The 12,852-nt window shown below is 64.4% G+C and carries 9 protein-coding genes; all 9 read left to right on the top strand.

The window, feature by feature from the left end; all coding sequences use genetic code 11:
- Nucleotides 1–33 precede the first annotated feature (33 nt).
- The 9 genes from EAT51_RS07960 to EAT51_RS07995 all read left to right on the top strand — a co-directional run bounded on the left by EAT51_RS07960 (nucleotide 34) and on the right by EAT51_RS07995 (nucleotide 12,710).
- Nucleotides 34–777, top strand: coding sequence for a phage tail tube protein (locus EAT51_RS07960; protein WP_130561476.1), 744 nt, complete (start codon nucleotides 34–36; stop codon nucleotides 775–777).
- The gene (locus EAT51_RS07965; protein WP_130561477.1) at nucleotides 774–1,262 is read left to right on the top strand and encodes a hypothetical protein; all 489 of its coding nucleotides are present in this window, start codon (nucleotides 774–776) and stop codon (nucleotides 1,260–1,262) included. The genes EAT51_RS07960 and EAT51_RS07965 overlap by 4 nt, the downstream gene beginning before the upstream one ends.
- Complete coding sequence (locus tag EAT51_RS20275; protein ID WP_165422006.1) at nucleotides 1,259–1,402, top strand: hypothetical protein; 144 nt, start codon at nucleotides 1,259–1,261, stop codon at nucleotides 1,400–1,402. Before EAT51_RS07965 ends, EAT51_RS20275 begins: the two co-directional genes overlap by 4 nt.
- Nucleotides 1,402–4,167 carry a phage tail length tape measure family protein gene (locus tag EAT51_RS07970; RefSeq protein ID WP_130554064.1) on the top strand — a complete coding sequence of 922 codons (2,766 nt, stop codon included), beginning with the start codon at nucleotides 1,402–1,404 and terminating at the stop codon, nucleotides 4,165–4,167. The genes EAT51_RS20275 and EAT51_RS07970 overlap by 1 nt, the downstream gene beginning before the upstream one ends.
- Complete coding sequence (locus tag EAT51_RS07975; RefSeq protein ID WP_130532613.1) at nucleotides 4,167–4,523, top strand: hypothetical protein; 357 nt, start codon at nucleotides 4,167–4,169, stop codon at nucleotides 4,521–4,523. The genes EAT51_RS07970 and EAT51_RS07975 overlap by 1 nt, the downstream gene beginning before the upstream one ends.
- Entirely contained in the window at nucleotides 4,520–4,987 is a 468-nt protein-coding gene (locus tag EAT51_RS07980; protein WP_130532612.1) for a DUF1833 family protein, read from the top strand. Before EAT51_RS07975 ends, EAT51_RS07980 begins: the two co-directional genes overlap by 4 nt.
- Nucleotides 4,987–5,382, top strand: coding sequence for an NlpC/P60 family protein (locus EAT51_RS07985; protein WP_130561478.1), 396 nt, complete (start codon nucleotides 4,987–4,989; stop codon nucleotides 5,380–5,382). The genes EAT51_RS07980 and EAT51_RS07985 overlap by 1 nt, the downstream gene beginning before the upstream one ends.
- Complete coding sequence (locus EAT51_RS07990) at nucleotides 5,379–11,420, top strand: host specificity factor TipJ family phage tail protein (RefSeq protein ID WP_130561479.1); 6,042 nt, start codon at nucleotides 5,379–5,381, stop codon at nucleotides 11,418–11,420. The genes EAT51_RS07985 and EAT51_RS07990 overlap by 4 nt, the downstream gene beginning before the upstream one ends.
- Before the next feature lie 891 nt (nucleotides 11,421–12,311).
- Nucleotides 12,312–12,710: a low affinity iron permease family protein gene (locus EAT51_RS07995; RefSeq protein WP_130519573.1), complete on the top strand. Its 399-nt coding sequence runs from the start codon at nucleotides 12,312–12,314 to the stop codon at nucleotides 12,708–12,710.
- The last annotated feature ends 142 nt before the right edge of the window (nucleotides 12,711–12,852 follow it).

Genomic DNA, 12,852 nt, shown 5'->3' on the forward strand with positions numbered 1-12,852 from the left:
CCGCCCGAGCGGCTCCTACCCGAGGACATCACAATGGAAGACTACAGCTACCTGGGCAGCGGCAAACTGCTGGTGCGAGAGTTCGGCTCGGCCGCCCCCTTCGTCGAGGTGGGCAACTGCAGCGCGGTCGCCCTGACCCCGCAGACCAACTCGATTGTGCTGGCCGACAGCACCCAGCCCGGCGGCGGCACCCGCAACCAGGTCGATCGCGTGACTGGCTGGCAGCTCGCCTACACCTTCACCGATCTCTCGCCCGACAACCTGGCGCGCGCCACGCGCGGCATCGCCTCGGCCATCACCGCTGGCACCGTGACCGATGAGACCGCCGTGGCCTACCTCGGCGGCAGCACGCCGCTGCTCAATCCCGCGGCCACCATCACCACCGTCAAGGGCGCCAGCGGCAGCACGACCTACGCCGCCGGCACCGACTACGAGCTGCGCGACGGCATGCTCTACATCCCGGCCACCAGCAGCATCCCGGCACCGGTGGCCGGTGCGGCCAACGTCAAGGTGACCTACACCAACGTGGCGGGCCAGCGCGTGGAGGCGCAGACGACCTCGCAGAAGAACTACGAGTTCCTCTTCGCCGGCCTCAATGAGGCCCGCAGTGGCAAGCCGGTCCGCCTGAATGCTTACAAGGTCAGCGGCGGCGTGCTGCAGGAGATGGCGCTGATCGGCGACCAGTTCGGCAGCTTCCAGGTGACCGGCGGCCTGCTGGCCGACACCAGCAAGCCGGCTGGCAAGTCCCAATACTTCAACGCGGTCATCATCGCGTGAGCGGCCACGACGACGCCGATGTGCTGACCGTGCCGACGCGCACGGTCAGCTTCCGGGGCAAGGCGCTGGCGCTGGAGCCGCTGAAGCTGCGCCAGATCGGGCCGTTCATCACCGCCGCGCGCACGATCATCGCGCGCGTCTCGGTGGCCGCCGGCCTGCTGGGCGAGGCGCAGCCGCTCCAGGTGGGGGCGGTGATCCTGGATCTGCTCGAGCAGGACGCAGGATCCCTGGCCGAGGCGCTGTCCATCGCCACCGGAGAGGACGCGGCGTTCATCGCCGATGGCAGCCTGGACGAGGTCACCGCGTTGGTGGAGGCGGTCGTGGCGGTGAACAAGGATTTTTTCAGCCAGCGCCTGCCCGCGCTGCTGGCCAAGGCGGCGGTGCCCAAGTCCAGCGCGCCGGCGCAGGCGAGCCCCTCGGTTGGGCCGACCACATCCACTACCTCGTCAGCCGCGGATACCGCCTCCCCGACGTCCTCGGCATGACGCTCGCGCAGCTGCGCGGCTTCACCGCCGCCGCTGCGCGTGACGATCGCCACCGTGAAGCCCGCAGCGCCGTCGCCACCCGCGTGGCGATGGGTGCCGACAAGAACGACTGGACCAACTACCTCCGGACCCTGCACTGATGGCCGACCAGACCGCCAACCTCCGCGTCCGCATCAGCGCGGATCTCAACGACATCAAGCAGGGGCTGGGGCTGGTCCAGCGTCAGGTTGAGGCGTTCAAGAAGAGCGCGGCAGCGCCGCTGCCGTCCAAGAATCCAATCTCCCAGGTCGGCAAGGATGGGGTGGAGACGTCCAAGGTACTAGCGGCCCTCCAGCCGCAGATCACGGACATCATCACCAGCCTGCAGGGGGGCATGCCATTCACCACCGTGCTGCTGCAGCAGGGTGGCCAGATCCGGGACATGGCCGGCCAGATGGGCTTCGGCTTCAAGGATGTTGGCAAGGCGCTGCTGAGCCTGGTGAACCCGTACACCGTAGCGGCCGCGGCGGTGGGTGTCCTGGCGTTGGCTTGGTACAAGGGCGCGCAGGAGCAAACTGCCTATGCCACGGCGCTAGCCGCGACCGGCAGCGTGGCTGGGGTGACCACGGACCAGATGGTGGCGATGTCTGAAGCGCTGGCGCAAGGAGATCTGACGCAGGCCAAGGCAGCTGAGTCGCTGGCCGCGGTGGCGGCCAACGGCAAGATCGCGGGTGCCAACTTCCGGCTGGTCGCTGAAGCGGCCGAGGCCATGGAGCACGCCACCGGGCGCGCTATTGAGCAGACCGTTGAGGACTTCGCGGCGCTTGCGAAGGATCCTGTTGCAGGCGTGCTCAAGCTCGACGAGAGCATGCATTTCCTGACCGCATCGATCTATGAGCAGATCAAGGCACTCGATGACCAGGGCGATCGACAGGAAGCGGCCCGCGTCGCGACGGAGGCTGCTCACGCCGCTGCGATGAAGATCCGTGAGGAGACCGAGGCCAGCCTTGGCACGCTTCAGCGCGCCTGGAACGGCGTTAAGGGTGCTGCAGCCGCCGCGTGGAGCGCGATGCTCAACGTAGGCCGCGCTGACTCTGGCCAGTCCCGCTTCCAGGAGCTGGAAGGTCAAGTCACGAGGATGCAGGCCCTGCTCGAAACAATGGGCCCGAATGATCGCCGCAGTGGCTTGCTGCAGAACAAGATCGCTTCGTTCAAGGCAGAGATGGCCAAGCTGCAGGACGCCAACATCAAGGCGACCAAGGAGGCCAACCAGAAGATGCAGGCGGCGCAGGCCAACGAGACCGCCATCAGTCAATCTCAGGAGCTGGAGCAGTACCAGAGTAGGGAGCAGAAGCGCGCCAGCGAGATCGAGAGGGCCATGGGCGCGGCGCGCCTCGGCATCTTCAACGCGGAAGCCTCAGGCAACAAGGACCTCGCCAAGCGCATCGCGGCCAACCGTGACGCGCTGGTTGCAGGGATCAACAAGAAGTACGAGAAAAAGGGCGGCGCGTCCGCAATCGCCAATGCAACGCGAAACGCAGGGCTTCAAGGCTTCAAGGACAGCCTGGCGCAGGAGCAGGCCCAGCTCAAGGCCAGCACGGACGCCTTGAAGGCGCAATACGATGCCCGCGAGATCACCGTGGAGGAGTACTACGCCAAGCTCCGCACGCTGACCCAACAGGGCGTGGATGCCCAGACTGGCGCGCTCGAGAAGCAGATCGCTTATCTCAAGCAGCAAGCCGTCAGCGGAAAGGACGCGATTGCCGTCAACGAGCAGATAGCACAGCTTGAGTCGCAGCTCGCCGTTGCGCGCACGAACGGCGCCGCGGCGCAGGCCAATCTGGCCGCGGAAGAAGCCAAGGCGCTCAAGGCGCGCCAGGTCGCCATCGACAGTTACACCGCCGCGCTGCAGGCCAGCAATGTTGCGCTGGGGCGTCAGTTGCAGACGATGGTCGATAAGGTGGGCATGGGCGACCGCGAGTACGAGATCCAGCAGCGGATCAATGACGCCTACGCCGACGAGGCGGACAAGCTGCTGGACCTGCAGGCCCAACTCAACGCCAACCAGATCGACCAGGTGCGTTTCGACGCAGAGCGTGCCGCGCTGCATGAAAAGACCGTAGAGCGCATCGATCTCATCAAGGCGAAGTATGGCGAGCTCGCCGACGCTGAGGCGGACTGGACGAACGGCGCCCGTGCCGCTTGGGCTAACTATGCCCAAGGCGCTTCCGATCTCGCGTCGCAGGTCGCCAGCGCCACAGGTGATGTGCTGACTTCGCTCGAAGATGTGGTGGTCTCCGCGGCGTCCCGGTCGAAGGTCTCGTCCAAGGACATGGCCGATTCCATCATCAAGGACCTCGAGCGGATCGCGGCGAAACAGCTGATCCTCGGCCTTGGCAATCTGGTGGCCGGTTGGTTCGGCAATGCGGCTACGAGCCAGGCCCAGGCGACCGGCAACTACGGCGCCTTCAATCCCAACTCGCTCGACTGGACGCGCACCCAGCTGGCCGAAGGTGGGATGCCGCCCGCTCCGGCCAGCTGGTACACGGGCCCCGGCACCAAGTTCCAGCCAGCGGGCATTGTCCATGCCGGCGAAGGCGTCCTCAGCCAACGCGACGTCGCCGCCATTGGCGGCCCGAGCGGCTTCATGGCCATGCTCGCCAGCATCCGCAGCGCACGGGGCTATGCGGATGGCGGCTTGGTCGGCGCCAGCGGTGGCGTGAGGATGGTCGGCGGTCGGCGCGACATCAAGGTCGAGCTTGTCAATAACGGTGCGCCGGCGACGGCGCAGGCCACCATAACGGAGCAACCGGACGGCACCTCGCTGATCAACATTGTGCTCGACGCTGTGGCAGACGACATCGCCAATGGCGGAAAGGTCGGACGCGCTGGCAAACGTCGCTACGGCTGGAAGGAGCCAGTCTGATGGAAGCATTCCCTGCTTATGCGAAGGTCGTGTTCGACAGCATGCGGCGCAGCTTCGACCCGTCGATCCTTCGCACCGACATGGAGCGCGGCTTTCCCAAGCAACGCTTGCTCAACAGCCAAGTGCTCATGAAGGACGCGCTGACGCTGTACTTCTACGACCTGGCCGACGCACTGGCATTTGAGGATTGGTACTTCGGCCCGCTGGCACGCATCGGATTTTTCACTATGACGCATCCGGTGACGGGGCAGTCGCTGACGTGCAGGTTTGAGAACGGCAGTATCGGTGAGCTTGCGCCGGGCCAGGCGGAGATCGCGGATTTTCAGCGGTCCGTAGTTGTGGAGTACCTGCGATGACCAGCGCTGCTTTTGTGGAGCAAATCCAGCGCGTCACCGACACCGACGGCATCATCGCCCTGCTGCAGATCACCTGCGACGCCTGGAGTGGCCCGCTGTTGATCGCCAATGACACCAAGTCGTGGACCAGCAACGGGTTGGAGTATCTGGGCTTCCAGTTCGGATTCACACTGCTCAATGACGTCGCCGGCGAGACGCCGCGTACCAGCATCGTGATCACCAACGTCGGCCGCGGCCTGACCGAAGAGCTGGAGCGGGTCGGTCCCAACGAGCTGGTGATGGCCAAGATGATGCTTGCAAGCCGCGCGGATCCGGACAAGATCGAGGAGACATGGGTACTCCCTATGTCGGTCGTCTCGGTGGAGCCTGAGCGCGCCACCGCGCAATGCGGTATGGACTTCCTCATGCGCCAGCAGGCGATGAACAAGCGCTTCACCCCTGAGTTGACCCCCGGGGTGCACTGATGCGTGCCTCTGCGCTGGACCCCTTCATCGGGCGTGCCTACGACCCGGATTCGTTTGACTGCGTGGACCTGGTTCGCGAGGCATCGCTGGCGCTTTTCGGCCGCCACATCGAGTTGCCCGGCGGCCACCCGCGCGGGCTTAAGCGGCTGCCGATGGTGTCGTCCGTGGCGCGCCAGCTTGCTGTGCCCACCGACACGCCGCGCGACGGCGACCTGGTGCTGATGTTCGACCGTGGGCTGGCCGTGCCGACCCACGTTGGGCTCTACTTTTGGCTTGCGCATCGGCCTTGGGTGCTGCATGTCGGCGCCGGCGTGCCGTTCAGCACGACGCACGCTGCAGCAGACCTGCCGAAGTTCGGCGCCAAGATCGAAGGAATCTACACGTGGGCGTCATGACTCCCCTCGTTGTCACACCGCACCCGATCCTGCTGGATAACCAGCGGAGAGAACAGTGGGCCCTCCAGCCCGGCGAAAGCCTGTACGCGTTCCTGCAGCGGCACGTGCCGGACCTGGACGGCAAGCCGTGGCGCGTGACCATCGGCGGCCGCGAGATCCCTCGGCACATGTGGCACCTGGCCCGGCCGAAGAACGGTCACGTGATTGAGGTGCGCGGCGGCCTGGGCGACAACGCTCTGTACTACATCGCCATGGCGGTGCTGATTTACTTCACCGCCGGCGCTGGTGCCACATGGGCCGGTGGCTTGAGTACCGCGCTCGGCGTCAGCACCAGCGTGATCTACAGCGCGGCATTCATCGCCGGCTCCATGCTGATCAATGCGGTCCTGGCGCCCAAGCCGCCCAGTGCCAGTGGCGCGGCCTCCAAAGACAGCGTCTACAACATCGGTGCAGCCCGCAACGCGATGCGGCCCTACGAGCCGTTCGCGCTTGTGTTTGGCGAGGTCCGCAGCACGCCGGATTACCTGGCCCAGCCCTATACCTACTACGAGGGCAATAAGCAGTACGTGGCAATGCTGTTCCAGCCTGGCCTGAACTGCGAATCGATCGGGCCGCTGTACAACGGCGACGCGCTGCTGAGCAGCTTCGATGGGGTGTCGACGTGGTACGCCGGATTCCCGGGCATGCCCGAACAGGACATCCCGATCTACAGCAACGTCGACACCATCGACGGAGCGGAGCTGCCCACGACCAAGGCCTGGGTCCAACGCACGACCAGCGCGAACACGGTGGCGGTGCAGATCAACCTGGAATACATGCTGGGTGGCACCGGCACCAGCGGCAAGGAATACCAGGTCAGCGAGACGGTCGAGGTGCAATACAGGCCGGTGGGTGCGTCAGCCTGGCAGCCACTGTTGACGCGCACATTCACAAGCAAGGACCAGACCACGGTCCGTCGCACGACGCTGTCGGCGGACTTGCCGCGCGGCCAGTACGACCTGCAGGCGCGCATCCGCGGCGACGGCAACTACGAGGGCAAGAACCAGCAGACCAACAAGTTCCAGTGGACCACCCTTGGAAGCGTCCAAGCCGACGATGCCGATTACACGGGCATCCCTCGCATCGGTGTGCGCATCAAGGCTACCGGCCAGCTCAACGGCTATCCAGACGAAATCCGTGGCGTCGTCCGGGCTGAGCCGTTGCCGATCTGGAATGGCACCACGTGGGCGACCGCAACCGACCGGGCCAGTGGCCTGTCCAACCCCGGCGCCCAACTGCTCAAGTACGCACGTGGCCACGCGATCGTTAAGGCGGGCAAGACCATCCGCTATGCCGGCCTAGGCCTGACCGATGACATGATCGACATCGAAGCCCTCAAGGGCTTCATGCTCCACTGCGCGGCCAATGGCTATACGTACGATTACATCGTCAAGGACGCCAAGTCCCACGACGAGGTGTGCAACACGATCGCGTTGGCCGGGATGGGCGAGATCAGCTGGGCCGGCGGAAAATTCTCCGTCGTGTGGGCCGGCGCCGACCAGCCCGTCAGCGGCGTGGTCAACATGGCTACCATCAAGAAGTCTAGCTTCAGGCTCGACTACTCGCTTGTGTCCGCGGCCGACGGCATCGAGTACACCTACTTCGATCGGGACACCTGGTCCAGCCAGACCATCTACGTCAACGCTCCAGGCGTGGAGGTGGCGCTCAATCCGGCCAAGGTATCGGGCGAGGGCGTCACCAGCGCAGTGCACGCGGCGCGGATGGCCCGGTATCACCTGGCCCAGAGCCTGTACCAATACAAATCGATCAGCTATGACACTGATCTGGAACACATGACCTATAGGCGGATGTCGGTGCTGCCGCTACAGCATGACATGACCCAGTGGGGTTACGGTGGGCGCCTGACGGCTTCTTCTACCGCGAGCGGTGTCACCAGGCTGTCTCTGGACGAGGCTGTGCCGCCGCCGGCAGAGGGCAATGCCTACATCGGTGTGCGTGTGCCGGGCGAGCGGGTCTACCGGGTTCTGCAGGTGCGCAGCTTCGGCGCGCAGTCGCGCGATATCGAGCTGGCCGAACCTTGGCCTGGGGATGCCGCTCTCCCCGGGGTCGAAAAAGAAGCGCATGACTACATCTGGATCTACGACTTCAAGCAGACCCCGGGCTATCGCGTCCGTGTCACAAGCATCGAGCCTCAGTCGGACCTCAAGGGAGCCAGCATCAGGGTTGTGCCGGAGAGCGATGAGTTCTGGGATTATGTGATTGACGGCACGTACCGGAAGCCGGACAACCAGAGTCTGCTGCAGACCAAGCCTACAGCAAGCCACCTGGTGGTGACCGAATCGCTGGTCGTGCAGGGCGACACCGTCTTCACAGAATTGGTCGCTACCTTCGATGTAAGCGGCCCGGTTGGCGTTACGCGCGCGTACTGTGATACCGATGGCAATGCCGAGTTGGAGCTGGTCGCAGAGACCACCGGCCGCACGGCGCGCTGGCGCATCCCGGGCGCCGGCACTTATCCGATCACTGTGCGCCCATACAACCTCGATGGTGAGGCTGGGACTGCCGTCAGCCTGATCTACACAACCCAAGGCGCCGATGCGCCGCCGGTGCTGGTGGACACATTCACGGTCGAAGAGTTGTCGGGAGGCGTTCGCCGGTACTCTTGGGGCTATAGCGACGACACGATCCAGTCGGCCGACTTCGCCGGCGTGGAGATCCGCTACACCGCCGGGAGCGTCACCGCGCCGGCCTGGGAGACCATGACGCCGCTCGGAGACACCGGCTACCACGCCGCGGCGTTTGAGGCGGTCCTGCCGGCCTCTGGAACTTGGACGTTTGCCTGCCGCTCGCGCAACACAAGCGGCACGCTGTCCCCCGATGCCAGGATCGTCACTCAGACGCTCGGCGCGAACCTGGGCGAGCAGCTGGGCGCTATCGGCGACGAAGCCGCCGACGCGAGCCAGAAGGTGACGCAGGAGATCATCGACCGCTTCAACGCCGACGCCGCGGCGATCGCACAGGCCGCGCAGGACGCGACGGACAAGGCCAACGCCGCGCGCGACGCGGCCATTGCCCACGCGGACGTGATCGGTGCCCAGGTCGCCGACATCATCGGTGCTGATGAGTGGGTGAGCGGCAAGGATTACCCGGCGGGCGATCTGGTCAAGCACAATGGCACACTGTACCGGGCGCTGCGGGCGAACAACAGCGTCGAGCCCGGCGCGAGCGGCAGCGGCAACGATTGGCAGTCGGTCGGCAACTACGACTCGCTGGGCGAGGCCGTGGCGGCCAGCATTTCCATGGGTACCGCCAACGCCTCGGCCATCGCCAGCGAGGCCCAGCAACTCGATGCAGTCCAGGCCCGCATGCCTGCTGGCGCCGGGCAGCTCGCCACCCAGGCGTCAGTACAGGAGGAGGTCAGCGCACGCACTACTGCTGTGCTGAGTGTTGCCAACAGGACAGCCGCCGTTGAAGCGCGCATGCCCACCGGGACGGACAAGCTCGCGAACGAAGCGCGCGTCGTGGCGGCGGAGACCGCCAGTGCGGGGCGGGACACAGCCCTGGGCGAGCGCGTCGATGGTGTTCTCGCCAAGCTGCCCGCTGACGGTGGCCGAGCCGCATCGGAAGCGACGGTGACCGCCTACGACCACGCCAGCGCGACGCGCGATGAGGCACTCGGTTTGCGCGTGGATGGGGTCACCGCAGCGATGCGGGCGCCTTATGTTGCCGTGCTCGGCTGGGATTTTCAGGGCACGCTGTCAGGTTGGCAGACTGCCAACATCTCCACCGCGTTCTTCCCAATCAACGGCGGTGACCACGGCGCCGCTGCTCTGGAGTCGACCAACAACGATCCTCAGCTGTATCGCATGGATCTCAATTTCAGGGGATCGACGGCTTACATCGTCCGCGCGCTTGTTCGCCGTCGAAACGGATCCGCTCCGTGGGATCTCCGGTTGTTCTGGGGCACGCCTTCGCACGGGCTGGACGGCAATCATCAGGCAGTCGGCGATCACACCCCGGCGTCTGGTGGTGCGTACGAGGTCGTGACTTGGGACATGTCAGGCGTCGCCGATTGGCTGGGCAACAACATAACTCAGCTGCGCTTCGATTTTGCTTCAGCAAGCGGTGACATTGCTGACGTTCAGTGGATCTCCATCGGCACGTATGGATCGTCAACAACTGCGCAGGCCACGAGTCTTTTGCAGTCCCAGGTCGGCGACCCGAACACCGGCCTGGCCGCGAACGCCGCCGCTATCACCCAGGTGAAAGCGACATCCGCTGGCGGTGGAAATATCTTGCCAAACCCTACCGCGGAGGGCGATCTGACGGGCTGGATCTTCATCGTTAACAACTGGAACGCAACGCTCACGCGCAACCTTGCGGCACCGGATTGGGTACCTGGCGGTGGCTCTAACTTTGGCTGGACTGTGGGCGGAACACCCTCAAGCCAAAGCGTTGTTCGGTCGGCTAGGTTTCCAATCGATAACACCCAGTATTACCAGGCCAGCGTTTATACCGGCGCGCACCGTTGCATGATCAATATGTCGTTGGTGTTCCTTGACGCCAATGGCAACGGCGTCGATGAGATTTACTCGTCAGTGACCAACAACGCCGAAGCCGCCGGCGGTCGTTCGCTATCTGGGTACAAACGGCTCTACACCGCGCCGCGCAAACCGCCGGCTAGCGCAGTAGCGGCGACGCTGCAGATTTTTGGTGTCGCGAACGGTGGCAGCGATCCATATGTGTTCCTGACGCAGGCGATGGTTGAGGTTGTCACCGCGTCCAAGACTACGCCCTCTAGTTGGTCGCCGAGCAGCCAAGGCGTCGATTCGAAATACGCCTCTGCCACCCAAGCGCTCAGCGTCAGCCTCAACACCCTGACCGGCCAGTTCAACGCTACGTACACTCTTAGCCTGACAGTGGGAACGCTTGTTTCTGGCTGGCAGTCAGTCAACAACGGTTCGCGCACGTCTTTCGATGTGCTGGCTGGTTACTTTAACGTGGTGGACCCAGTCGATGCGTCGCACCTGTTGAGCTACAGCGGGGGGAACCTGACGATCACGGGTGTGATGAAGTCCTCCTTGCTCCAATCGTCTGCGATGGAGATTGGGTCGACTCGCATCCACACCGGGGGCGGGCGTCTTGCGCCGTTCAGCATCCAAGATGTCTCGTTCTCCAGCATCGACGGTAGCGGGTGGCAGAACTTCACCCAGTCCTGCGATGGCTTCATCGGGCCTGGATACGGCTCCGGATATAGCGGGAAGAGGTTTGCTGCACAGCGGATGGATGTCTTCCTGGACGTGCTTTGCGCTGGCAGCCGTAACACAGAGACCCTGGTGCTTGAGGTTCAATACGACGGCGGAGGTTGGACACAGATCACGACGGTCAACATGGATGTAAGCAATAAGGCGATGATCCCACTCTTGCTTCGCTACACCACGCAGGATAGTTGGAGCACTGTCGCGTTCCGTGCTCGCACGACGCAAGGGAACTCGCAGGCCCTTTCATTGAAGGTGAGCGTTAACAACTACAACCAGTCCAGCAATGCCGCGGAAAGCAACTCCGGACGCTCCAGGGCTGGCAGCGGCGGAGGGACAACGCCTACGAATCCAACCAACCCTGGGCAGTGCGTCGATTGGGAGACCTCGGTACTGCCGGATGGCCGTTACGTGCGCGATCTCCAGGTCGGCGACCTAGTCGAATGCTTCGACGTGGCGACGGGCGAGATCGCCGAGCACCCGCTATTGGCGATGGGTGAGGGTGCGGAGGATTGCTTCATTGTCCTGACGCCCAATGGCACAGTGATCCAGTCGCGCTCGACGCCGATGGACATGCGGGATGGGACCGTCTGCAGGACCGACGACCTAGCGGGCAAGGAGGTCTATGCCCGCGAGGCCGGCTGGGAGGCTTGCCAGACCCACTTCATCGGCCCCAGGCGCGTATGCAAGCCCGACCTGGGCAACCGGATGTTCTTTGCCGGCACAATGGCTACCCGCACGATCGCGACCCACAACATCCAGTACAAGCCGGACCCGTGACTGGCCGTCGCAATCCGGGAGACCGCCAGCCGGCATCATGCCGGCATGAAGACGAACCCTGGAAAGGCGCAATGGGCAGTTCGCCGAGCGGTCGAATTGGAACGACAGGCTGCCGAGCTGGCAGGTGAGGCCGGTGGTGAGCAGGTCGCAATGCTCTTGGATCGCGTGGACGGCGGGTGGTTCGCTCGCCTGGAGTGCCAGAAGGGCGGAGTCAGCGAGCCGTTGGTCACGAGGCGCTGCTCGAGCTACGAGGCCGGCAAGCGCGGGTGCGAGCTGTGGGCAGCCCGGCACGAGGCCAGGCTGCGTGCGGAGGTGGCGGAGAAGATACGGAACCGCCCTGTGCACAATGGCGCCGGCGGGTGGAGTCGGCCCGGGGAGAAGTGACCGGGTAGCGGCTGGGCATCCCAGAATCTCCCCAGATTTCCCGGAAACCTCGCAGCGGCGGCCTTATAGATTCCGGCTCCGGGCACCAAGTGGCATGCACAGGTGAAAAGCCCCGAGAGATCGGGGCTTTGTCGTTTGAGCGCGCGTTGCGAAGGCGATCTCATGCGGTGCGGGCCTGTTCGAGCTTCGTGCGGCGTGGCTGCGCTGTCTCATGATCCGATGTTGACGATCGGAGGGCTAGGTTGGCTTGTGTTCCTGGCCTCTGGAGCGCCCCGATGAGCGCGATGCGCTTGTGCTGCCGCCGTATCGCGCGAGCGGCGCCGAGCAACCGCCGGAAAAGGACGGAAATGCGAGCGTCGAGACGGGTTCGGCTCACCGCGAGCGGCCAGGGCACTTTGTCCGGTGTGCGAAGGAACTGGGTTCCGTCTGCCGTTGGTGAGGAACTCATCCCCGCAACCCGAAGCCGTTGGCTGCGCCGAATTCCGAGACGGACGTTAGGAGAACGCGATGAGCATGAAGACCAGGTTCAACGCCATGGCCAAGAAGGCGGCCTACGCCGCGGGCACGCCCTGGGCCTTCGGGACGGCGGCGCTGGCGGTGGTGCTCTGGGGCTGCAGCGGTCCGGTGTTCGGGTTCAACGACACCTGGCAGCTGGTCATCAATACCAGCACCACGATCATCACCTTTCTGATGGTGTTCCTGATCCAGCACACCCAGAACGCCGATACGGCGGCGATGCAGATCAAGATCGACGAGCTGATCAATGCGACGCGCGGCGCGAACAATGCCCTGCTGGATCTTGAGGAACTGGACGAGCAGGCGCTGGAAGAGCTGCGCAAGAAGTACGAGGAGTTGGCCAGAGAGGCGCGGGATCGAATGGGTCGGACCCGCTCGGATACGACCTGAGCGTCGATGTCTCTTCGAGTGCCTATAGCGCCTTGACTAGGTGCGGTGCAATTTTCGCGACGCTGTTAAAAGCAGCTCAGCGTTTCCACTACATTCCCGCGCCAATCCGTAACGCGCCCGGGTCCAGGGTGGATTCGACCTG

Origin of the sequence: Pseudoxanthomonas winnipegensis (assembly GCF_004283755.1) — a bacterium.
Taxonomy (GTDB): domain Bacteria; phylum Pseudomonadota; class Gammaproteobacteria; order Xanthomonadales; family Xanthomonadaceae; genus Pseudoxanthomonas_A; species Pseudoxanthomonas_A winnipegensis.

Bases quoted from the DNA above. Each gene is read 5' to 3' on its own strand.
- EAT51_RS07985 (WP_130561478.1), top strand. From the start codon at position 4,987: ATGCGTGCCTCTGCGCTGGACCCCTTCATCGGGCGTGCCTACGACCCG.
- EAT51_RS07970 (WP_130554064.1), top strand. From the start codon at position 1,402: ATGGCCGACCAGACCGCCAACCTCCGCGTCCGCATCAGCGCGGATCTC.
- EAT51_RS07990 (WP_130561479.1), top strand. From the start codon at position 5,379: ATGACTCCCCTCGTTGTCACACCGCACCCGATCCTGCTGGATAACCAG.
- EAT51_RS07975 (WP_130532613.1), top strand. From the start codon at position 4,167: ATGGAAGCATTCCCTGCTTATGCGAAGGTCGTGTTCGACAGCATGCGG.
- EAT51_RS07960 (WP_130561476.1), top strand. From the start codon at position 34: ATGGAAGACTACAGCTACCTGGGCAGCGGCAAACTGCTGGTGCGAGAG.
- EAT51_RS07980 (WP_130532612.1), top strand. From the start codon at position 4,520: ATGACCAGCGCTGCTTTTGTGGAGCAAATCCAGCGCGTCACCGACACC.
- EAT51_RS20275 (WP_165422006.1), top strand. From the start codon at position 1,259: ATGACGCTCGCGCAGCTGCGCGGCTTCACCGCCGCCGCTGCGCGTGAC.
- EAT51_RS07995 (WP_130519573.1), top strand. From the start codon at position 12,312: ATGAGCATGAAGACCAGGTTCAACGCCATGGCCAAGAAGGCGGCCTAC.